The organism is Mesorhizobium sp. WSM4850 (genome assembly GCF_055811735.1).
In genome coordinates this window covers 130,214-149,612 of record NZ_JBVVPV010000011.1, presented here as the reverse complement: position 1 = coordinate 149,612, position 19,399 = coordinate 130,214, and the positions used below count along the sequence as shown (strand labels likewise).

Below are 19,399 nucleotides of genomic sequence, written 5' to 3'. Positions count from 1 at the left end.
TCAGCAACCCAACCCTACCGAAGAACATCGATGACCGCCGCTGCGCCGCTCGCTCGCTACAGCGCTGTTGAGGGCGCTCGCGAGCGGCTTCGCTCTCGCCGACCTACACCACGCGGTGGGACACGACCGTCCGGACGGTCATTTTGCGCGCGTCCTGGAGCTTATCTCTCGACTTGGTCTGGTAAGCGCATGGCATGAATTCCACGACGAAAGGTTCGGCGAGGAAAAGTCACCGACCTGCTTCCATCGATGGAAGCAGGATCAGGCCTTCCATATCGACTACATTTTTGTGCCTCGGAACGTTCCCATTCCTTTGTCGAACTCGGCATCTATGACGAGATCGCCATAACAAAGCTGAGCGACCACGTACCCCTCTCGGCGGACATTCGAATCCCCGTCCGCAATTGGCCTTCGCTTTAGCCAAGGCGGGCGCATCCAATCGCTCGCCAAGCAGCCCTTGCGACTTCGGCAATCATCGTGCTCGCCTCGTCGAGGGCGGGCGCATTCGTTGAGCTGAAGAGTCGGGAAGGCCGCGGGATCGCCCGATGGCCGAATTGCGAGGCAGGCCTCGCAATCCCATGGATCGTTCTGGCACCTTCTAACGTTATGTTGTCGCCGAGGCGGGTGATTTCATCACGGAAGGAGCAAAGCGATGAAAAAAATGCTTCTCGCAGGAATCGTTGCCTTGTCGGCGTCGACGTCGCTGGCGCAGACGAGCACTGCCCCCGAACCCGCGGCTCCAGCGGGTGCAACGCCCGCTGCCCAGCAGCCAGGCGGGCCTGCAAATCTCTGCCAGGAGCTCCTCGCCTTCATGAAGGCGCCTGCCGAAGCGGCCAGCCCGACCGCGGCTGCCCCGGCTCAGCAGGCTGGCACATCTTCTACCAGCGCAGCCGCGCCCGCCAAGCCCGAGACCGGGACGGGCTCGGCGCAGAAAATTACCGGGCAGGCTGGGGTTGCCAGCGATGCTCCACAACCGAGCAAGGAGAAGGTGGCCAGCGGATCGGCGACGAACGCGCCCCAGAAGGAAAGCAGAGCCGCGCCGGTGCCCCCCTCCGATACGTCGAGCACTCCCAAGGATTCCGTGATCAATGCCGCGAAAGCGGAGGAACTGGCCGCCGCCAATGACATTGCACAATGCCAGAAGACCGCGCGGGAAATGCGAGTGGCCGGCGTCGCCATGCCACCGCCGTTGCTTGCACTGGCGGCGCTCGACCTGCAGTATCAGCAAAAGTCCGGTGCGGCCCCTCAGGGATCTGGCAATCCACCTGTGACGGGGCAGGATCCTGCGCCGCAGACTCCAGCGCCGCAGACGCCACCGCCACAATGAGAGCATGACTGCGGACTTTGAGAAGGTGAAAGGGAGAAGGCGGGATGGGTATGATCTTGACCGGAATTGTCGTTTCGATCGCAATCGCGTTCGGGGCCGGCTATTTTCTTCTGAGCGCGCAGCAGCAACAGCCGGCATGGCAGGTTTACAGCAGCGAGAGCACTCGCGTCGGCGATCCAGGACACAATCTGGTCGGTCAAAACTGGACCGGCGAGCCGGGCGCCAACTCCACCGCAGCCGCGGGCGGCGAGGAGACGCCTTCCTAGTATTAGATATGGGTCTAGACTGCGCTCGCTGACGTGGATTTCGCGGCCGCGCAATGAAAGCCTGCTAGCACGCCAAAAAATGCCCGGGACCAATGGCCCGGGCATTTCGATTGTGCGCCAAAACTACTATTCGGCCGGTTCGGCCGCCGAGCGCGGCGGTATCGCACCTTTCGCCTGCTGCATCTCGACCCAAGCGCTATGATGCTCCTTCGCCCAGTTGATATCGACCGTGCCCGAACCCATTGCTTCGTAGGCGCCTTCCATCCCGAGCGTGCCGATATAGATGTGAGCGATAATAACAGCGATCAGGATTATGCCGACAGTCGCATGGACATACTGGGCCGTCTGCATGCCGTTTATGTCGGTGAATGCGAACGGGAACAGCATGAATATGCCGGATACCGAAAGCGCAATTCCACCGAGCACGACGGCCCAGAAGATGAGCTTCTGACCGGTGTTGAAACGTCCGGCCGGCGGATGCGTCCTGTTGGATTTGTCGAAAAAGCCGCCGCCGACCTTGAGCCAATGCGCGTCATGGCGATCGGGAAGGTTGTCCCAGGCCCATGTCACCAGCATGACCAATATGCCGAGCATGAAAGCCCAGGAGACAAAGTCGTGGGCGTATTTCGCCCAGATCGACCAGGTTGAAAATGCATCGGCCCCGATCAGCGGCATCAACAGACGCTTGCCGAAGATAAAGTTCAAGCCGGTGATGGCTAGGATGATGAACGCCGTGGCAGTCATCCAGTGGGTCAGCCGCTCCAGAGCACCGAAGCGCAAAATCCTTACGCTCGATTCGGGCGCCAGTGTACGGATGCGGCCCCTGTAGACATAGAACAGCGCCAGCAGCAGCAAAATTCCTGTTATCGCGATGCCGCCGATCCACGGCAGCCAGCCCTCGTGGAAGCCGCGGTAATCGCGGCCTTGCGGTTGCTCGAGCAAGCCGGCGGCCGTATTGGGCAGGGTGACGCGCCCCTCGATCTTCCGCAGCTCATCAAGAAGCTGCTGTTCGTTCACCGCCTGAGCGGTCGGGTTGCTCCCGGATGGGGCTTGCGCGTACACGGGCCCGGCCACCAGAAGCGTGAGCGTCATGAACGCCGCGATAACCTGCGGAATCAGTCGACCAAGCCTGTTGTCCGGCATTTCTGCATCCTCCGTGATAGCTCCGTTGCGCGCGGGACGAGCCCGACTGCCTCCTACACGTCGATTGTTTCTCGATAGGCCGTCTGCCAGCCCCAGGCGCCCGAACCATAGCCACGCTGCGTCACGCGCTCCTTGTAGATCGCCGCGATGATCTCGCCGTCGCCGGCCAGGAGCGACTTGGTCGAACACATTTCGGCGCAAAGCGGCAGCTTGCCTTCAGCCAGCCGGTTGGCGCCGTATTTGGCATATTCGATTTCGGTGGAATCACCTTCCGGGCCTGCGGCGCAGAAGGTGCATTTGTCCATCTTGCCGCGCGAACCGAAGTTGCCGACACGCGGATATTGTGGGGCGCCGAACGGGCAGGCGTAGAAGCAATAGCCGCACCCGATGCAGAGGTCCTTGGAGTGGAGCACCACCGCGTCGGCCGTGGTGTAGAAGCAGTCGACCGGACAGACCGCCGCGCAAGGCGCGTCGGTGCAATGCATGCACGCCATCGAGACGGAGCGTTCGCCGGGCTTGCCGTCATTGATGGTGACGACGCGGCGCCGGTTGATGCCCCATGGCACGTCGTGCTCGTTCTTGCAGGCGGTGACGCAGGCATTGCACTCGATGCAACGATCAGCGTCGCAAAGGAATTTCATCCTGGCCATTTCTGTTCCTCCCGTTCACGCCGCAACGATTTGGCAGAGCGTGCACTTCGGCTCCTGCATGCCGGTCACCGGGTCGTAGCCGTAGGTGGTGATGCTGTTGACGCTCTCTCCCAGAACATATGGATCGGTGCCCTGCGGATAGTAGGCCCTGAGATCCTTGCCCTGGAACCAGCCACCGAAGTGGAAGGGCATGAACGCGACGCCGCGGCCGACGCGCTCCGTGACCAGAGCCTTCACCCGCGCCCTCGCGTTGTTCTCCGCACCATTGACCCAAACCCAGGTCCCATCGCCGATGCCGCGTTCGGATGCGTCGGCCGGGTTGATCTCGACGAACATCTCCTGCTGCAGCTCGGCCAGCCATCTGTTCGACCGCGTTTCCTCGCCGCCGCCCTCATATTCGACGAGCCGGCCGCTGGTCAGGATCAGCGGGAACGTCTTGGCGATGCCCTTTTCCACCGCCGCCTGCTGCACGCTGAAGCCTATGTTCGGCAACCGGAACTGTGTGGCGTCGGGATAAGTCGGATATTTTGCGACCAGATCCACCCTCGGCGAATAGATCGGCTCGCGATGGGTGGGTACCGGGTCGGGCAGGTTCCACGCTACTGCGCGCGCTTTGCCGTTGCCGTAGGGATGGCAGCCATGGCTGAGCACGACGCGCTGGATCCCGCCTGACAGATCCGTCGACCACGAGACCTTGTTGATGTCGTCGCCGATCTTTTCGATCACGGCGCGTTCTTGCGCCGTCAGATCCTTGTCCCAGCCGAGTTTCTTGAGCACGGCCATGGTGAACTCCGGATAGCCGTCGGTGAGTTCCGAGCCTTGCGTGTAGGAGCCTTCCGCCAATAGGGTCTGGCCGTTTCGTTCGACGCCGAAGCGGGCGCGGAACGGGCTGCCGCCGTCCATGACATGCAGGCCGGTGCTGTAAAGATTGGCCGTACCCGGGTGGCGGATCTCAGGCTTGCCCCAACATGGCCAAGGCAGGCCGTAATAGTCGCCGCCGACCTCGGGATCGTCCTTGGGAGCCCGCATCGTCACCCGGTCGAACTTGTGCTGGTTCTTCATATGCGCCTTGAGCCGCTCCGGCGACTGACCGCAATAGCCCGTCGACCAGCTGCCGCGGTTCATCTCGCGCAGCACGTCCTCCGGCACCGGACGGTCGCCCTCGACGGCTATCTTCTTGAACATCTTGTCGGCAAGCCCGAGCTTCTTCGACAACAGATAGATGACCTGGTAGTCGTCCTTCTGCTCGAAGCTCGGCTTCACGATCTGCTCACCCCACTGGATGGCCCGATTTGAGGCGACGCGCGAGCCTGACGTCTCGAATTGCGTGCAGACCGGCAACAGATAAGTGTTGTCCTTTCGCCCCGCCTCCACCGCCAGCGATGCCCAGGTGGTGGGATGGGGATCGGCGACGACAAGCAGCTCCAGGCCTGTCAGGCCTTTCATCGAATCCGGGATACGGGTGATACTGTTGCTGGCGTGGCCCTGAATGAACATGGCGCGCATGCTGTCGCGCTGCGCTATCTTGTCCTTGGGCAGCGAGACGGAATCGAACCACCTTGTCAGCGGTATGCCCGGGGTTTCCATGGCATCCTTCGAGTCGAACTGGCTCAGCAGGTCCTCGTAGGGGATCTCCCAAACGCGCGACCAGTGCTTCCAGGCGCTTTCCGTCAGCCCGTAATAGAAGGGCAGGGTGACCACATCGAGCCCGATATCCGTCGCGCCCTGGACGTTGTCATGGCCGCGGAAGATGTTCGCGCCCGTCCCCGGCTTGCCGACATTGCCGGTGGCGAGACACAGTATGCAACTTGCGCGTGTATTGGCCGTGCCAACCGTGTGGTGTGTCTGGCCCATGCACCAGATCATCGTCGACGGCTTCTGCGTGGCGAACATCTCGGCGACACGCTTCACCTGATCGCCAGGCACGCCGGTGATCTGTTCAACCTCCTCCGGCGTGTATTTCGCGACTTCCTTGCGGACCTCATCCATCCCGTAGACGCGTTGCGCGATGAATTCCTTGTCCTCCCAGCCGTTCTCGAAGATGTGCCATAGCATGCCCCACAACAGCGCTATGTCAGTGCCGGACCGGAACCGGACGTACTCGGTCGCATGGGCGGCGGTGCGCGTGAAACGGGGATCGATGACGATCAGATTGGCCTGGTTGAGTTCCTTGCCTTCCAGCAGATGCTGCATCGCTATCGGATGCGCCTCAGCCGGGTTGCCGCCCATGATGATCATGGTCTTCGAATTGCGGATATCGTTGAAGGAGTTCGTCATCGCGCCGTAGCCCCAGGTGTTGGCTACGCCGGCGACGGTCGTCGAATGACAGATGCGGGCCTGGTGGTCCTGATTGTTTGTTCCCCACAGCGCCGCGAGCTTGCGGAAGAGATAGGTTCCTTCGTTGGAAAACTTGGCCGACCCCATCCAGTAGACGGATTCCGGGCCGGACTTTTCACGGATCTCGAGCAGTTTGTCGCCAATCCCATTGATTGCGTCGTCCCAGGAGACACGCTCCCACTGCCCTGCGGTGAGCTTCATCGGGTATTTCAGCCGGCGGTCGCTGTGTACGAGCTCGCGTACGCTTGCGCCCTTGGCGCAATGGGAGCCGCGGTTGATCGGGCTGTCCCACGAAGGCTCCTGACCGGTCCAAACTCCGTTCTGGACTTCGGCGGTAACGGTGCAGCCGACCGCGCAATGGGTGCAGACGCTTTTCTTCAGTTCTATAGGCACGCCCGGCTGCGGCGGACTGATGGCCGCCGCCTTCTGAACGGTGCCGAGCTGGAACGACCCGAGTGCAGCCATTCCGCCGGCCGCGAGACCGGAGCGGCGAAGGAAGGTTCGCCGGTCGATGGGAGCGGAGGCGACCGTGCCCATCAATGTGTGCAATCTTGTGCGGCTCGCCTGACCGCTCTTGCGCTTGGTCAGCATGGCGCCCTCATTTCTTCAACGTCTCATAACCGTTCACACGGTAAAATGCCTTGACGTGCTCGGTCTCGCGGTAGCGAGCCCTCGTCTCCTCCTCACCGGGATCGTAAGCTTGCGCTTCTCCTGGGGTGAGCGTCACGGCGGCGGCGGCCACGGCGGTAGTGGATGCGCCGCCGAAGGCGCGAAGGAAACTGCGGCGGTTCATTGCCGTCTGTTGCTTTTCCTGCATCTGCCTTCCTCCCTATGCGTCGACGCGATCAGGTCACGAGCTTGGTCGCGCCTCCATGGCAAAGCCTTCGGCTTCGATGTCGATGAAAATCCGCCCCAACGCGCCGACTGCCCGGTAAAACCTGGCCGAGGCCGCGTTTTCCAGATCGGCCAAGAAACGGCTCGCCCACGGCGCGATGTGACGTTCAAAGAAGTCCCGCTCCTCGCCGGCGGGAACCACGAAATGGGTGGCGGCAAAGCCGCTCATGATCTCGAACAGCGTGCCGAGATGATCTTCCGGGTCAAAATGACCGTCCGCGCGTTCAAGGCCGAGGCGCCTCATGTCCCCGCGCAGGCGGGCAAGCGGCCGTTCGTTGAGAAAGCCGGTCAGGTAGTAGGAGGCATAGGGAACGAGTTCGCCGCGCCCCACCCCGATGAAGAGCTCGAAATACTCGCGACTGACGGCAACCGGAGAGGCTGAAGAAGCGGCCTGGCCGAGTGCGGCATGAGCCTTGCCGAGCGGGGTCTCGGCGTCGCCTCGCAGCCCTGAAAGCCGCGCCATGAGGTTTGCATCCGGAGCGGCCAGGAGAAGCGTGGCCAGCAGCGCGTACTCATCCGCGCGTGCGCTGTTCACGTCGTTGACGTCAGCATCTTCTACGCCGGGAACCAGAGCGTCAGCTCCGAACGACGTGCCGATTGCCTCCTCCAGGCGCAAGTCTGGGTTCATCTACTGACCTCGACCGTGCCCCTCAACGAGTGGGTAAAGTGAATACTAGTGCCCCGCCCGGCAATTGCAACAGCGACTGTGCCAAAATGGCAACAAATCCAGATCAGCGCGGCATGGCGCCGCCATGGCGTCGCTGGCGATCGATCGGCGATGATTCCGCGGCGCCGGCGCCGGCGCCTTCGTCGCGGTCGATGGCGGTTCCGGCGCCGTCGGCCGAAGGAGATTCGGGGTTTGCCGGTTCGATCCAACTGTCCGGCGTGACAGAATCCGACCCATCGGCTGAGGCGTTCACGCCCTCGTCCGCCAAAACGGCGCTGGTCGCTGGCGCCTTCTCCGGCGCCTGCGAAGCCATGGCGGCGGGTGCCGGATCGGTCGGGTTGCCGCCGTTCGACAGGAAATCCACGACAGCTTCGCTGGATGCTTTCAAGGGGCCGAATCCCGCCATGGATCCAGGGCTGTTGAAGTCCCAGGCATATTCGGAAGGCCCGATATGATCACGAATTGCCGGATCGAGCGACCACATCTTGCGCAATGCGGCGCGCTTCAACATTTTGGGCACGCCTTTGCGCAGGAAGGCTGAGAGATCGCTTTGAGCGGTCAGATCCTCGAGGCGAGGGAGGGGCTCGGCGGGCTCGGCGGCCTCCGGCTCGACAATTGCTGGTGCAAGCTGCTCACCAGTATCGGCTGGCGCCGCAACTTCGTCAGGCGAAAGCTGATCGTTCTGCGGCCCCGCAGTCGAACTGTAATGCGCCGCCTGTTTCAGGCGCGACCAGCGGGCGAAGACATTGTCGCGTCCCGCGCTCATTCGGCATCATCCGTCGTTCCGGAACGAGGGCCGCGCCTCGCCAGGGCATCAGGGTCCGCCCGATCGCGCTTGCGCTTGATGAAAGGACGCTCGACGTGATGCGTCTCGACAAAGGCGGCCAGCCATTGCTGAAGCTCGATCGGCATCGGCACGGCCTCGATGATGTCGGGGCCAGCCTCGGTCAGCGACTCGCCCTCGAAAGGGTCAGCGGTCACCAGGTGCAGCACAACTCCGGGTGGAGCATCGCTCGACCGGAGCGCGATCCACAGGCTAGGCCGCCCCGAACGGAGGTTGTCCCGGTACATGCCCGTGTCGCACCCGAAGAGCTCAAGCTTGAAAGTTCCGGCATAGAAGCGCGTCACGCCGTCTGATTCGTGCAGCACCGACCATGGCGCCGCGCTCGGCGCGCCCGCCAGCACGGCCACGGGAACCCAGACATGGTCGATCCACGGGTTGTCCAGAGCCCGTCGCTCGACGATCACCCCGACTTCCGCCGTCTCCTGCACCATGGCACCAATCCTCCTAGTTCACCGTCCCTGGGACGCGAAACGGCAGGCCTGCGACAAGGTTCTGCGGCTTCATGCGGATCGTTCGGTCAGGGGTCATGGCCATTATGAGCCAGACGGGCCTGGCGCCCACCTGCGGCAGTACTTCGCCTGTGTCGGAGAAGGTGAGCCGGAACAGTGCAATCACGCGCTGTGCAGCCTCCGGGTCAAGTTCATCGCCGGCCCAGAGCGTGTTGCCGATGCGGGTCGCTTCGGCGTCGAGGCCGACGAACCAGGCCCAGTCCTCGTCCTCGATCCGCTCCACCGGCTCGATCTCCACGTCCACCGCAAGTAGATGGCGAACCCAGATCTCCATTGCTGTGGCAAGGCCGCGCCGGGTCGGACTGCGCGCGCTGCCCAGCTTGAGCACCATATCGAAAGCGTCGCTCCTGGCGAAGTAACGCTCGGCATTGTTCTCGTCGAGTATCTCCAGTTCGGTGACGGCTGGGCCACCAAGCATGTTCAGGAGTGGCGAGGCATGGCGGTTCTGTTCATGCAGCTCTATGGTTTCGGCATCGGCGAGAAGCACGGCGCCCTCGTTAGACGTCACCCGTTGCGGCCGATAAAACAGCTCCGCGGCTCGCACGACGCAGGCGTCGTGCTGACCATCCAGCGCATTGCGCAGGACGACCTGCGCAAGCTGGTTCATGAACAGCGGCGGGATAGTTTCGGCCGAGCCGCGCGCCAGCGCGAGATATGCGGCCTCGAGTGAGGGAGCGGCCAACACATGGTCGCGAAAGGCGATCATGAACTCCCAGTTCTCGCGCGCATCCGGGTCCTCCAGGGCGGCGATCTCCTGCTTCGCGACCGGCCGGCGCGGATGATGCATCAAAAGCTCGTGATGCAGGCGCAGCTCCGCCGGGCAGGCCGTTTCGGGAGGGAGAAGCTCTGGCCGCGCAAAATATGCCTTCAGAAAGGAGTCGGTCACCAGCAGGCGCCCGGCCTCATCCCTGTCGAGAAGGTGATGACCTGAGGAAACCCAGAAATCCTTCACTTCTGCCTCCCGGCCAATGCTAGGAGATCGAACTTTTCCGTCGACTCCTCCTCGCCGTCGATTTCGACAAAGCGGAATGCCGTTGCCGGCTCCAGCCGGCTCGCCTTGCGATGCAGGGTTCGGAAACACTCTCGGGTGCCGGCCTGTTCGCTGGTGCGGTTGACCGCAATCAGCGTGTTTGGCGGGTGGTCGCACAGCGATTGCGCGAATTCTATCTCCTCTTCGGCGGCGGCGCGCGCCGTTTCGGTGTCCGGCGCACCGCATCGCACCACAAGCTGCTCGGCCAGCCGATCGACGGCCGCCCCGCGATCATGCACGGTCGCGTCCGTGACCACGACGAGGGTGGACCAGCCGAAGCTATCAATGCCGAGGAACCCGGCGCGGAACGCCTGCCGTTGCTTGCCGGAAAGCCTGGCCACATCGGCGCCGAAGAACAGGAAGGTGCCGGTCACCGCCCATTCGCCCGGTTCTGCAGCGCGCGAATAGACAAAAGTATCCGATGGATCGAGGCGGATCGTTCGCGGCAGCTTCAAAGCCATGGCGTGCCCGTCATCGGATCGAGCCAGGAGGGCCTGGCAAGCGCCTCGGGCAGGCTTCTTCGCTCGCGAAGCCCGTGAGAGGCCGTGTCGGAAATCAGCAGATCGCCGTTGCCGGCAAGCTCTGCATGCTCATCGCCGTTTCGGGGCAGCCGGTCGAGCCAGCGGCTGGCGATCGAACCGAAGCCGGTATCGCTCCATTCGTGGAATGCGGCCATCAGATGGCGGGAGAAGCTCGCAACGATCTCACCGGCATCGAGCGCCACGAAGCCGAGTTCGTCAAGCGCGCCAAGCAGCGGCCGCAGACCGGGCTCGCCGGCGCGGATGACGGCGGTGCGGATCATGCCGGAGAAGACGATCCAGTCGGGGATTTCGTTCTCCCGTGCCCCTTCCGGCCAGCCCAGGCGGGCGCCGCCGACGAGAACCCCGTCGACGCGAACAGTGTCGGGCCAGTCGAAGGTGATGGGCCGCGACGGCGGAGCATGGACCGCAAGCGCATCGGCAAGTGCGTTCATGCCGGCATAGATCGCGCGACGCGCATCCTCCAGCGGCTCTTCAGGCTCGAGCACCACTGCGAATTCGGCCAGATCGTAGCGGCGCACCCAGGCAAGCGTGCCTGCCCCTTCGTCTGCCGCAATCGCGCAGGCGTGCGCAAAGGCGTCACCGGCCTCTCTCAGCGGCACGAGGCTGTAAGGCGGTGGCAGTTGGAGGTCGCTGACAGAGGGCCGCATAGGCCGATCCATATTTTGATGACGGCGACTGTAATGTCTTTATAATACTTCCAGACAAGAGGCGCTACCGCGTGGGCAAGGAAGATGCCACGGGAGTCGGGATGAGCCTGGACAAACGACGCACGGTCTTGGTCTGCTCCTGCGAGCGGAGCATGCCACGCTTCGGCGCCAGCGTCGCCCGCGGATGCACGGGCGCACGGGTCGAGGCGGGGGACCAGTTCTGCGGCGCGGAACTCGACCGGGTGCGCAGCGCCCTGAGCGGCGGCCAAGCAGTCACCATCAGCTGCACGCAACAGGCGCCGCTTTTCGGCGACCTCGCCGGGGAACTCGGTTTCGCAGGCGATCTGGTTTTCGCAAACATTCGCGAGACGGGCGGCTGGTCGCAGGATGCTGCTGCTGCCGGTCCGAAAGCGGCGGCTCTGCTCGCCATGGCGGCCGAACCCGCTTCGCCACCCGCGCTGGTTACGCTTTCGAGCAATGGTGTCGTCCTGGTCTATGGCTGCGACGCGACGGCGATCGATGCGGGCCGGCAACTCGCCGAAAAGCTGGACGTCACCGTGTTGCTTAGCCGTCCGCGCGAAATCGCGCCGCACCGGGTCTGGGATTTTCCCGTCATGCAGGGAACGATCCGGCAAGCGCGCGGCCATCTTGGCGCCTTCGAGCTGACAGTCGACGATTTCGCGGCGCCCAATCCATCTTCGCGCGATCGGCTTGGCTTCGGGATATCGCGGGATGGAGCGGTCTCGAACGCCGACATCATCCTTGATCTCTCCGGCGGGGCTCCGCTTTTCCCTGCTCACGAATTGCGCGACGGCTACGTGAAGGCCGATCCCGGCGATCGCGCCTCCGTTGCCGTTGCGATCGCAAGGGCAGCCGATTTGGTCGGCGAGTTCGACAAGCCGCGCTTCATCGATTTTTCCGCCGATCTGTGCGCCCATTCGAGATCGCGCATCACCGGCTGCACGCGGTGCCTCGACCTGTGCCCGACTGGGGCGATAGCGCCTGCCGGCAACCACGTCGCGATCGATGCGGAAGTATGCGCCGGCTGCGGCAGCTGCGCGGCGGCATGTCCCACGGGCGCTGCCGCCTACGCCGTGCCGGATGCCGAGTCGCTGCTTCGGCGGCTGCGGACGCTTCTTGTCACCTATCGTGAGGCGGGCGGCCTGGATGCGATTGTGCTTTTCCATGATCTCGGCCATGGCGAGCCGCTGATCGACGCACTTGCCCGGTTCGGCGCGGGTCTCCCCGCAAATGTCCTGCCGGTCGCGGTGAACGAGATAACCCAGTTAGGGGTCGAGGCGTGGACCGCGCCAGTCGCCTGGGGCGCTTGCGCCGTAAGGGCGCTGTCGTCGGCCAAGCCAAGGCATGAGCTTACCGGAATTACGGCAAACGTCGCAATCGCCAATCTTTTGAGCCGGTCTCTCGGTTATGGCGCGGAGGTCTGCGGATTGATCGAAGCGGACGATCCCGACCTCCTCGCCTCGGCGCTCGACCTGATTACTCCAGATGTTGCGTCGCGGCGCCCGGCGGCATTCCTGCCGCTCGGCAAGAAGCGCAGCTTGCTGACGAGCACCATGCTCGAGCTGCATCGAGCCGCGCCGACGCCGGTCGACCGCGTGGCGTTGCCTGCTGCAGCTCCGTTCGGCGGCCTGGACGTCAATGTCGAAGGCTGCACGCTCTGCCTCTCTTGTGTCTCGGCCTGTCCAACGGGGGCGCTTTCCGATAGCGAACAGCAGCCGGCTTTGTATTTTTCCGAGAGCGCCTGCGTGCAGTGCGGCCTTTGCGCCGCGACCTGCCCGGAGAAGGTCATCACCTTGACGCCGCAGGTGGATTTCCAGGCATGGGGCGCTCGCAGCCGGGTCGTGAAGCAAGAGCAGCCGTACAACTGCATCCGCTGCGCAAAGCCGTTCGGCACAAGGAGCACCGTCGAGCGGATCGTCGCCAAGCTCGAAGGCAAACACTGGATGTTTGCAGGCGAGAACGCACGGCGGCTCGACCTTGTACGGATGTGCGACAATTGCCGCGTCGATGCGGCCATGAATGAGGGCTTCGATCCTTATGCCGGCCCTGGTCGTTCGCCGCCGCGAACCACTGAAGACTATCTGCGGGAGCGCAAGGCCGCGAGCGACAAGGCGGTCTGAGCCTTGGGCTGATCGCCCTCAAAAATGCGTTTCCCGGCGATCGGGGCGGTGAGCCGGCTACGACGGTGACCAAAAGGGTTACACGATCAACACGCAAATAAACGGTTTCAGCAATCAAATCTTAGGCATAGCGTGACATGCTTGCCGCTCGGCTGACCACCGGGTGGCTCGAATGGATGTATGGGAAAGGGGGGCCTCAGGGCCCGTCGATTGGTAGATCGAACGCACCTCGACATGCAGGACGATCCTGCCGTCACGGCGGAAGTTGAGCGACTTCTGGCGCAGCGCACGCGCGACATCCGGCTCAAAGGCGAGATCAAGCGCCTGTTTCAGGCACGTGTCTGGTCGCAAACGGCCAAGATCATCCGCGCCTGGATGACATGGGTGGCGTTCCTGGATGTCCTGACGCTGGCGCTCAACCTGGTGATGCTTCCAAGGTCGATCGCGCTATCCATGCTCTTGCCTGGCGCCATCGTCCCTCCCGTCGCTGCAGCCGTGGTCCTTGTCTGGCGAAAACGGCGCCCGTCCTGGGTCCAGGGGGGTTCCCTGATCACAGGCATGTTCCTCATCCTGTTGTCGATCGTATTGGTCGGCGCAAGCGCCGGCGGCGAGTTCTACGAACGGCACTTGAACATCATGCTGTTCGTAGCGATTACCGCCATCATCATCTTCGGCGTCCCTCAGGCATGGACCGTGACGGTCGCGGCTTTGGCTCTCGGTCTCTATCTCGTCTTCCAGGTGCAGAACCCGGGCCTTGAGATTGGCAATGCGGTGGCTGCCACGTTGTTTTTTGCTAGCGGCATTCTCGCTACGGTCGCCGCGCGGCGTACGATGACAATTCTGGCTCAGAAGACTTTTCTGTTCGAGCTTCGAGACCGACGCAGGGTTGCCGAACTGGCAGAAGCGAACGATCGGCTGGAGCTTCTGGCGAGAACCGATCCGCTGACCGGCGTCGACAATCGGCGCCGGATGACGGAAACGCTCGACCACGTCTGGGGCGGTGGCGGCAAATGCCCCGGCGGCGCCGCCATGCTGATGTGCGACATCGACGACTTCAAGAAGCTCAACGATCGTCTCGGTCATGCCGAGGGCGATCGTTGCCTCATCGAGGTCGCCCGCTTGATCCGGGAGAACGTGAGGCGCGATCGCGATCATGTTGCGCGCTACGGCGGTGAGGAATTTCTCGTGCTGCTTCCAAGTGTGAACGAGCAGGAGGCCGCCATTGTAGCCGAGCGAATTCGCGAGTGTGTGGAAGCTGCTCGTCTTCCTAACCCTGGATCCCGCGTGTCCCGCTATATCACCCTCAGCATCGGCGTGGCGGTCCAGGCGCCGGACCAGGCCATTTCGCCGGAGCAGCTCCAGCGCCAGGCCGATGAAGCACTCTATGTTGCCAAGCAGACTGGCCGCAATCGGGCGGTGTTCCACAGGCTGGAGTCATCGAGCCTTTTGGGCGCTCGGTCAATGCGGTGATGTCGAAGTTCAGTCCGTGCGTGTCTCGGCCTGAAGAAAGCGGATCAGGGCTGCCCGATCCTCGGCATTGCTGATCGTCTGTTCAGGCATCTTGGTGCCGGGGGTGTAGGCGTTCGGACCCAGCTCGAACAGCTCTGACACGGTTTCCGGTGTCCAGACGATGTCCATTTTCCGGAAAGCGGGCGAATAATGGTAACCCGGCACGGACGCTATCTTGCGCCCGAAAATGCCATGCAGCGTCGGCCCGGCTCGATGGCCATCGTTCGGGTCGAGCGTATGGCAGGCAACGCAGGCGCGAAATACTTCTGCGTCCGGATTGCCTGCGTATCTGGCCATCGGATCGGTCCTGCCTGCTGTAGCGGCTCCAAGGCGCTCGCCCGTCTCGACGTTCCATTCCCGCACCAGATGGTCGGCGCCGCCAGCCAGAAGCGTCTTGCCGCCAGCCGCGAACGCAAGCGACCATACCGCCACGCCGGAGGTGTCGAGCGTGCGGATGGTGGAGAGGCTGATGGCGTCCAGCAACAGGATTCCATCACCGATGCCGGCGACGGCGAGATAGTTCGCGTCTGGGGTGGCGGCGAGAGCAATCACCGGTTTGCCCAAGACCGGAACTTCCAGCTGCACTTTGCCGCGCCGGTCGAGCAGCCGCAGCTGCCCGTCAGCACCTGCGACGAACAGGCGGTCGCCGGACGCTCTTGCTAGCGCGTTGAGCGGCGTCGGCATGATGGCCCGAAGCGGAGCCGCCCCAGCCTGGCTCGGCCAAAAGATGACTGTCGCGTCATAGCCGGCGCTGACGAGGGTTGCGTCCGCCAAGAAGGCGAGCGCATTGACGTTTGCACGATGGCCTTCGAGGACGCGCGCTGGCCCACCGGCAAGCGGCCAGAGCCGGACGGTGGTGTCCCAGGACGCCGAAGCCAGCATCGATCCGTCGGGTGACAGTTCGAGGTCGGCGACAGGCCCGGTGTGGCCCTCCAGGATGCGGGCCGGCTCGCCTCGACCGATTTGCCAGATCGCGATGCGACCATCCGTACCGGCGCTGGCAAAGCGCCCGTTTGGCAATGCAGCGACGGCAGTTACCTCACCTTCATGAAAGAGCAGCACGTCGCGTGCTTCGCCGGTCTCAAGCGACCAGATGATTGCCTTGGTATCAAAACTGCCGGTTGCCACCGTTTTTCCGTTCGGCGCCACGGAAATCGCCCGCACCGGACCGCCATGCCCGCGCAGTTCCGCACCATGTGCCGTCGCGCCGGCGAGGAAAACAGCAGCGAGCAAAGCTGTTGCGAGCGTCTTATGCATTGCGCATCATACGTTTCCGTGTTCCGCTGGCGGGCAGCGTCTTTGCCGGGGAACAGCATGCGATCGCGACCCGACCAGCCGCACAGTCCAAGCTATTAGAGGCAATCCTATGACTCAAAACATGGAAACCGATGCCTTCAACGTGTCGATGCGCAAGTTCCTGAAGCAGGTCGGCGTCACCTCGCAGCAGGCGATCGAAAAGGCCGTGGCGGATGCGGGACTGAAAGGGCAGGGGCGCCTGACCGTGAGGGCCGTGATCACGGCCGAACGCGCGGGTCTGCACCACGTCGTCGAAGGCGACATCGACCTTGGCTGAACAGGTTCGGCGGTGCGCCCGGCGCTCCATCGACACCCCACATCAATGGAAGAATCGGACCTGCCCGGCCGGGTCGGTGTCATAGCCCGTAAGTTCTGCGGCGCGCTGGGTGAAGCTGTCCTCGGCCATGAGGCGGATCAGCGCCTGGATCGAAGGCTGGAAATAGGTTCGCTGCCGCATCAGCAGATCGAAATTCTCCCACGCCAATGACACGAATTCGAGGCCGGCGGCGCGCGCGGCGGCGCGTGTGGCGATGCCGCAATCGGCCCTGCCGGTCCGGATCGCGGCAGCGAGTTCCGGCCCTGTCAGGCATGGCGGCTCGAGCCGGTTCAACCGCCTCTGGCTGGCGCCGGCGCGGGCGACCAGGACATCCAGCAGCATTTGGGCTCCGGCCCCGACCTGGCGCATCGCGATCTTGGCGCCGCTTTCTAGGACATCGGCCAGGCTGTTGAGCGATCGGGGGTTGCCCGGCGGCAGCAGCAGCCCTTGTTCGCGCCGCGTGAAACCGATCAGCACCGCATCGTGCAGCCGCGGCATGGCGCGCGCGGCCTCCACATTGGGGTCGGCGGCATCACCGTGGAAATGGATCGCCGCAGCGGCAATCTCGCCACGCAAAAGACGCGCAACGCCGCCTGCCGTCCCCTCGGTAAGCGAGGCGAGGCCAGAGCCCGCCTGACGAAGGCTCCATTCAAGCAGGTCGTCCTGGCTGCCGCCGACTATGGGCGGCGGCTCGGGCGCAATCATTCCGTCGGGACGCGCCAATCCCGACAGAACCCAACGGTCGAGCTCGTTACGCGGAAACAGCCATTTGCCCGTCACTTTGCTGCACGGGATGCTGTTTTTGGCGACCAGCTCGTAAAGCTTGCGTTCGCCAAGGCGCAAATAGTCTGCGGCTTCTGCAGTCGTCAGCAAATCCATCCTGCAATCTTATGCATATTCCTGCGCAGGTTCAATTGTTTGACGAATGCGGAGTAAATGCAGCAGAAATAGCAGGACGACGCAGCGCAGGTGAAAGGGTATGTCAGAAGGCCTAAATGCATGGCAGCTTATCGCGAGTGGCGACGCGACGCTGATCTCGATAGTGCGGCTTTCGCTGACCATTACCCTGGCCGCCATTGCAGTTGCGGCCGTCGTGGGACTGCCGCTCGGGGCGTTGCTGGCACTGACCCGTTTTCCGGGACGTTCCGCGCTCGTCGTGCTTGTCAACGGCTTCATGGGCCTGCCGCCCGTAGTCGTCGGCCTGACCGTTTACCTGCTGTTGTCGCGATCAGGGCCGCTCGGCGCGTTCGGCCTGCTGTTCACACCGGCCGCCATGGTCATCGCGCAGGCGCTTCTCGTCCTGCCGATTATCGCGGCTCTGACGCGCCAGACCATCGAGGATTTGTGGCGCGAATATCGCGACGAACTGACGGCGATGGGCGTCGGCCCGACAGGCCGGGTGGCGACGCTCTTGTGGGACAGCCGTTTCAGCCTGATTACCGCAATGCTCGCCGGCTTCGGCCGGGCGGCCGCCGAAGTCGGCACGGTCATGATCGTCGGCGGCAATATCGAGGGCTTTACCCGAACCATGACCACCACGATCGCGCTCGAAACATCAAAGGGAGACCTGCCGCTCGCGATCGGGCTCGGCGTCATCCTGATCGGCCTCATTCTTGCCATCAATGCCGCTGCCTGGGGCCTGCGATTGTGGTCGGAGCAACGGGTGGCTTGATGATGCGGGCCGCGCTAACCGACCTTCCTCTCGTTCTGGACCGGGTCTCGCTCAGCGCCGGCGCCACGACCATGCTCGACCGCCTGAACCTGGCGATTACTCCCGGTGCTCCGACACTGGTGCTCGGTCCCAATGGCGCGGGCAAGACGTCACTGCTTCGGGTTTGCATGGGACTTGCCGCGCCTTCCGCAGGAACTGTGAGCTGGGGTGGGCGCACCGATCGCGGCCTCGGGCGCCGGGCAATGCTGCTCCAGAAACCGGTGATGCTGCGCCGCTCCGTCACCGCCAACGTGGTTTACGCACTGGCGCAAGCTGGCTGTCCGCGCCATCGTCGCGCGGCACGCACCGAGGAACTTCTCGATCGTGTGGGCCTTCTGGGCCTGGCGGCCCGACCTGCGCGGCGCTTGTCCGGCGGCGAGCAACAGCGCGTGGCGCTTGCCCGCGCACTGGCGCGCGAACCCGAGATCCTGCTGCTCGATGAGCCCACCGCCAGCCTTGATCCCGCTGCAACCCGCCATGTCGAGGAGATCATCCTCATGGCCTCCCAATCGGGTACCAAGATCGTCATGGCTTCGCACGATCTCGGCCAGGTGCGACGGCTCGCGGGAGATGTCGTCTTCCTCGTTTGCGGCCGACTGTGCGAGCACGCCAGCGCCGGTGATTTTTTCGATCGCCCCGCATCCGCAGAAGCTGCCGCCTTTACCCATGGGGAACTCGTGCTTTGACCGCGGAAATGGAGCTTCCAGTGCTGAACCGTCGACTGTTTACCGCAATTGCGATCATTTTGACTTTCCTCGCTTCCAGCGTCGCATCGGCCAGCGCACAGGAACAGTCGATCGTGGTGGCCTCGACGACGTCGACACGGGATTCCGGCCTTTTCGACCACATACTGCCTTTGTTCACCACAAGGACCGGCATCGAGGTGAAGGTGGTCGCGCAGGGAACCGGCCAGGCCCTCGACGCCGGCCGCCGGGGAGACGCAGACGTGGTCTTCGTCCATGCCAGGGAGCAGGAGGAGAAATTCGTCGAGCAAGGTTTTGGCGTGAAACGCTTCGATGTGATGTACAATGATTTCGTCCTGATCGGGCCAAGAAGCGACCCGGCCGGCATCAAGGGTTCGCCGGATATCGCAGTCGCCTTGACATCGATCCAGAGCAAAAAAGCTGCTTTTGTTTCCCGCGGCGACAAATCCGGAACCTACTTTGCTGAACTCGGACTCTGGAAGGCGGCAGGTGTCGATATCGCGGCGGTGGGGGACCCCTGGTACAAGGAGATAGGGCAGGGCATGGGCGCTGCGCTCAACACAGCCAGCGCCATGGATGCCTATGTGCTTTCCGATCGCGCCACATGGCTGGCGTTCAAGAACCGCGGCGAACTGGAGATCGTGGTCGAAGGCGACAAAAGGCTGTTCAACCAGTACGGCGTCATGCTGGTGAACCCCGCGAGGCATCCGAACGTCAAGGCCGAACCCGGCCAACGCTTCATAGATTGGCTGATCTCGCCGGAAGGACAGCAGGCGATCGGCGAGTACAACATTGACGGCCAGCAACTCTTCTTCCCGAACGCTGAGCAGCAGCGCTCCTGAAGTCGGTTGCAAAGCGGTTCGCAT

The 19,399-nt window shown here is 63.3% G+C and carries 20 protein-coding genes; 8 read left to right on the top strand and 12 right to left on the bottom strand.

Translation table 11 applies throughout. The annotated features are described in order from the left end of the window. Positions 1-652: 652 nt before the first annotated feature. Together AC0L2Z_RS14095 and AC0L2Z_RS14090 are read left to right on the top strand one after the other, a co-directional pair. Positions 653-1,327, top strand: coding sequence for a hypothetical protein (locus tag AC0L2Z_RS14095; RefSeq protein ID WP_473628382.1), 675 nt, complete (start codon positions 653-655; stop codon positions 1,325-1,327). Between the two features lie 44 nt (positions 1,328-1,371). Continuing rightward, positions 1,372-1,593: a hypothetical protein gene (locus AC0L2Z_RS14090; RefSeq protein ID WP_202366491.1), complete on the top strand. Its 222-nt coding sequence runs from the start codon at positions 1,372-1,374 to the stop codon at positions 1,591-1,593. Between the two features lie 126 nt (positions 1,594-1,719). On the opposite strand, the gene AC0L2Z_RS14085 is transcribed toward AC0L2Z_RS14090, so the two are convergent. The 10 genes from AC0L2Z_RS14085 to AC0L2Z_RS14040 all read right to left on the bottom strand — a co-directional run bounded on the left by AC0L2Z_RS14085 (position 1,720) and on the right by AC0L2Z_RS14040 (position 10,856). After that, the gene (locus AC0L2Z_RS14085; protein WP_473628380.1) at positions 1,720-2,736 is read right to left on the bottom strand and encodes a formate dehydrogenase subunit gamma; all 1,017 of its coding nucleotides are present in this window, start codon (positions 2,734-2,736) and stop codon (positions 1,720-1,722) included. Positions 2,737-2,789: 53 nt separating this feature from the next. Next, a complete protein-coding gene (fdh3B, locus tag AC0L2Z_RS14080; protein WP_027151217.1) occupies positions 2,790-3,386 on the bottom strand; it encodes a formate dehydrogenase FDH3 subunit beta in 597 nt (198 codons plus the stop codon). Between the two features lie 15 nt (positions 3,387-3,401). Next, positions 3,402-6,314 carry a formate dehydrogenase subunit alpha gene (locus tag AC0L2Z_RS14075; RefSeq protein WP_473628378.1) on the bottom strand — a complete coding sequence of 971 codons (2,913 nt, stop codon included), beginning with the start codon at positions 6,312-6,314 and terminating at the stop codon, positions 3,402-3,404. 7 nt (positions 6,315-6,321) lie between these two features. Then, positions 6,322-6,540, bottom strand: coding sequence for a formate dehydrogenase (locus AC0L2Z_RS14070; protein ID WP_023797596.1), 219 nt, complete (start codon positions 6,538-6,540; stop codon positions 6,322-6,324). Positions 6,541-6,573: 33 nt separating this feature from the next. Next, positions 6,574-7,233 carry a TorD/DmsD family molecular chaperone gene (locus AC0L2Z_RS14065; RefSeq protein ID WP_091597818.1) on the bottom strand — a complete coding sequence of 220 codons (660 nt, stop codon included), beginning with the start codon at positions 7,231-7,233 and terminating at the stop codon, positions 6,574-6,576. Between the two features lie 115 nt (positions 7,234-7,348). Then, positions 7,349-8,050, bottom strand: a complete 702-nt coding sequence (locus tag AC0L2Z_RS14060; RefSeq protein ID WP_473628377.1) for a DUF3306 domain-containing protein — start codon at positions 8,048-8,050, stop codon at positions 7,349-7,351. Next, positions 8,047-8,559 (bottom strand): DUF3305 domain-containing protein, encoded by a 513-nt coding sequence (locus tag AC0L2Z_RS14055; RefSeq protein ID WP_091597656.1) that lies wholly within the window; start codon positions 8,557-8,559, stop codon positions 8,047-8,049. The genes AC0L2Z_RS14060 and AC0L2Z_RS14055 overlap by 4 nt, the downstream gene beginning before the upstream one ends. Before the next feature lie 13 nt (positions 8,560-8,572). Next, positions 8,573-9,589 (bottom strand): DUF6352 family protein, encoded by a 1,017-nt coding sequence (locus tag AC0L2Z_RS14050; protein ID WP_287375859.1) that lies wholly within the window; start codon positions 9,587-9,589, stop codon positions 8,573-8,575. Continuing rightward, entirely contained in the window at positions 9,586-10,128 is a 543-nt protein-coding gene (locus tag AC0L2Z_RS14045) for a DUF6505 family protein (protein ID WP_473628375.1), read from the bottom strand. The genes AC0L2Z_RS14050 and AC0L2Z_RS14045 overlap by 4 nt, the downstream gene beginning before the upstream one ends. Continuing rightward, entirely contained in the window at positions 10,119-10,856 is a 738-nt protein-coding gene (locus AC0L2Z_RS14040; protein WP_473628374.1) for a biotin/lipoate--protein ligase family protein, read from the bottom strand. The genes AC0L2Z_RS14045 and AC0L2Z_RS14040 overlap by 10 nt, the downstream gene beginning before the upstream one ends. 101 nt (positions 10,857-10,957) lie before the next feature. Between AC0L2Z_RS14040 and AC0L2Z_RS14035 the strand changes: the two genes are divergently transcribed. Continuing rightward, positions 10,958-12,997 (top strand): 4Fe-4S binding protein, encoded by a 2,040-nt coding sequence (locus AC0L2Z_RS14035; protein WP_473628372.1) that lies wholly within the window; start codon positions 10,958-10,960, stop codon positions 12,995-12,997. 234 nt (positions 12,998-13,231) lie between these two features. Continuing rightward, entirely contained in the window at positions 13,232-14,467 is a 1,236-nt protein-coding gene (locus AC0L2Z_RS14030; protein ID WP_473628391.1) for a GGDEF domain-containing protein, read from the top strand. 9 nt (positions 14,468-14,476) lie between these two features. Here AC0L2Z_RS14030 and AC0L2Z_RS14025 read toward each other — a convergent pair whose 3' ends face one another. Continuing rightward, positions 14,477-15,763, bottom strand: a complete 1,287-nt coding sequence (locus tag AC0L2Z_RS14025) for a hypothetical protein (RefSeq protein ID WP_473628370.1) — start codon at positions 15,761-15,763, stop codon at positions 14,477-14,479. A gap of 109 nt (positions 15,764-15,872) precedes the next feature. Between AC0L2Z_RS14025 and AC0L2Z_RS14020 the strand changes: the two genes are divergently transcribed. Further along, a complete protein-coding gene (locus AC0L2Z_RS14020) occupies positions 15,873-16,079 on the top strand; it encodes a DUF6494 family protein (RefSeq protein ID WP_031254328.1) in 207 nt (68 codons plus the stop codon). 42 nt (positions 16,080-16,121) lie between these two features. On the opposite strand, the gene AC0L2Z_RS14015 is transcribed toward AC0L2Z_RS14020, so the two are convergent. Next, positions 16,122-16,997 (bottom strand): substrate-binding domain-containing protein, encoded by an 876-nt coding sequence (locus AC0L2Z_RS14015; RefSeq protein ID WP_473628369.1) that lies wholly within the window; start codon positions 16,995-16,997, stop codon positions 16,122-16,124. A gap of 100 nt (positions 16,998-17,097) precedes the next feature. Between AC0L2Z_RS14015 and AC0L2Z_RS14010 the strand changes: the two genes are divergently transcribed. From AC0L2Z_RS14010 to AC0L2Z_RS14000, 3 genes are read left to right on the top strand one after another with little or no spacing between them, the layout of a single operon-like run. Continuing rightward, positions 17,098-17,790 (top strand): ABC transporter permease, encoded by a 693-nt coding sequence (locus AC0L2Z_RS14010; RefSeq protein WP_473628367.1) that lies wholly within the window; start codon positions 17,098-17,100, stop codon positions 17,788-17,790. Positions 17,791-17,792: 2 nt separating this feature from the next. Further along, positions 17,793-18,515 (top strand): ATP-binding cassette domain-containing protein, encoded by a 723-nt coding sequence (locus AC0L2Z_RS14005; protein ID WP_473628365.1) that lies wholly within the window; start codon positions 17,793-17,795, stop codon positions 18,513-18,515. 20 nt (positions 18,516-18,535) lie between these two features. Continuing rightward, positions 18,536-19,375, top strand: a complete 840-nt coding sequence (locus AC0L2Z_RS14000) for an ABC transporter substrate-binding protein (protein WP_473628364.1) — start codon at positions 18,536-18,538, stop codon at positions 19,373-19,375. Positions 19,376-19,399: the final 24 nt, after the last annotated feature.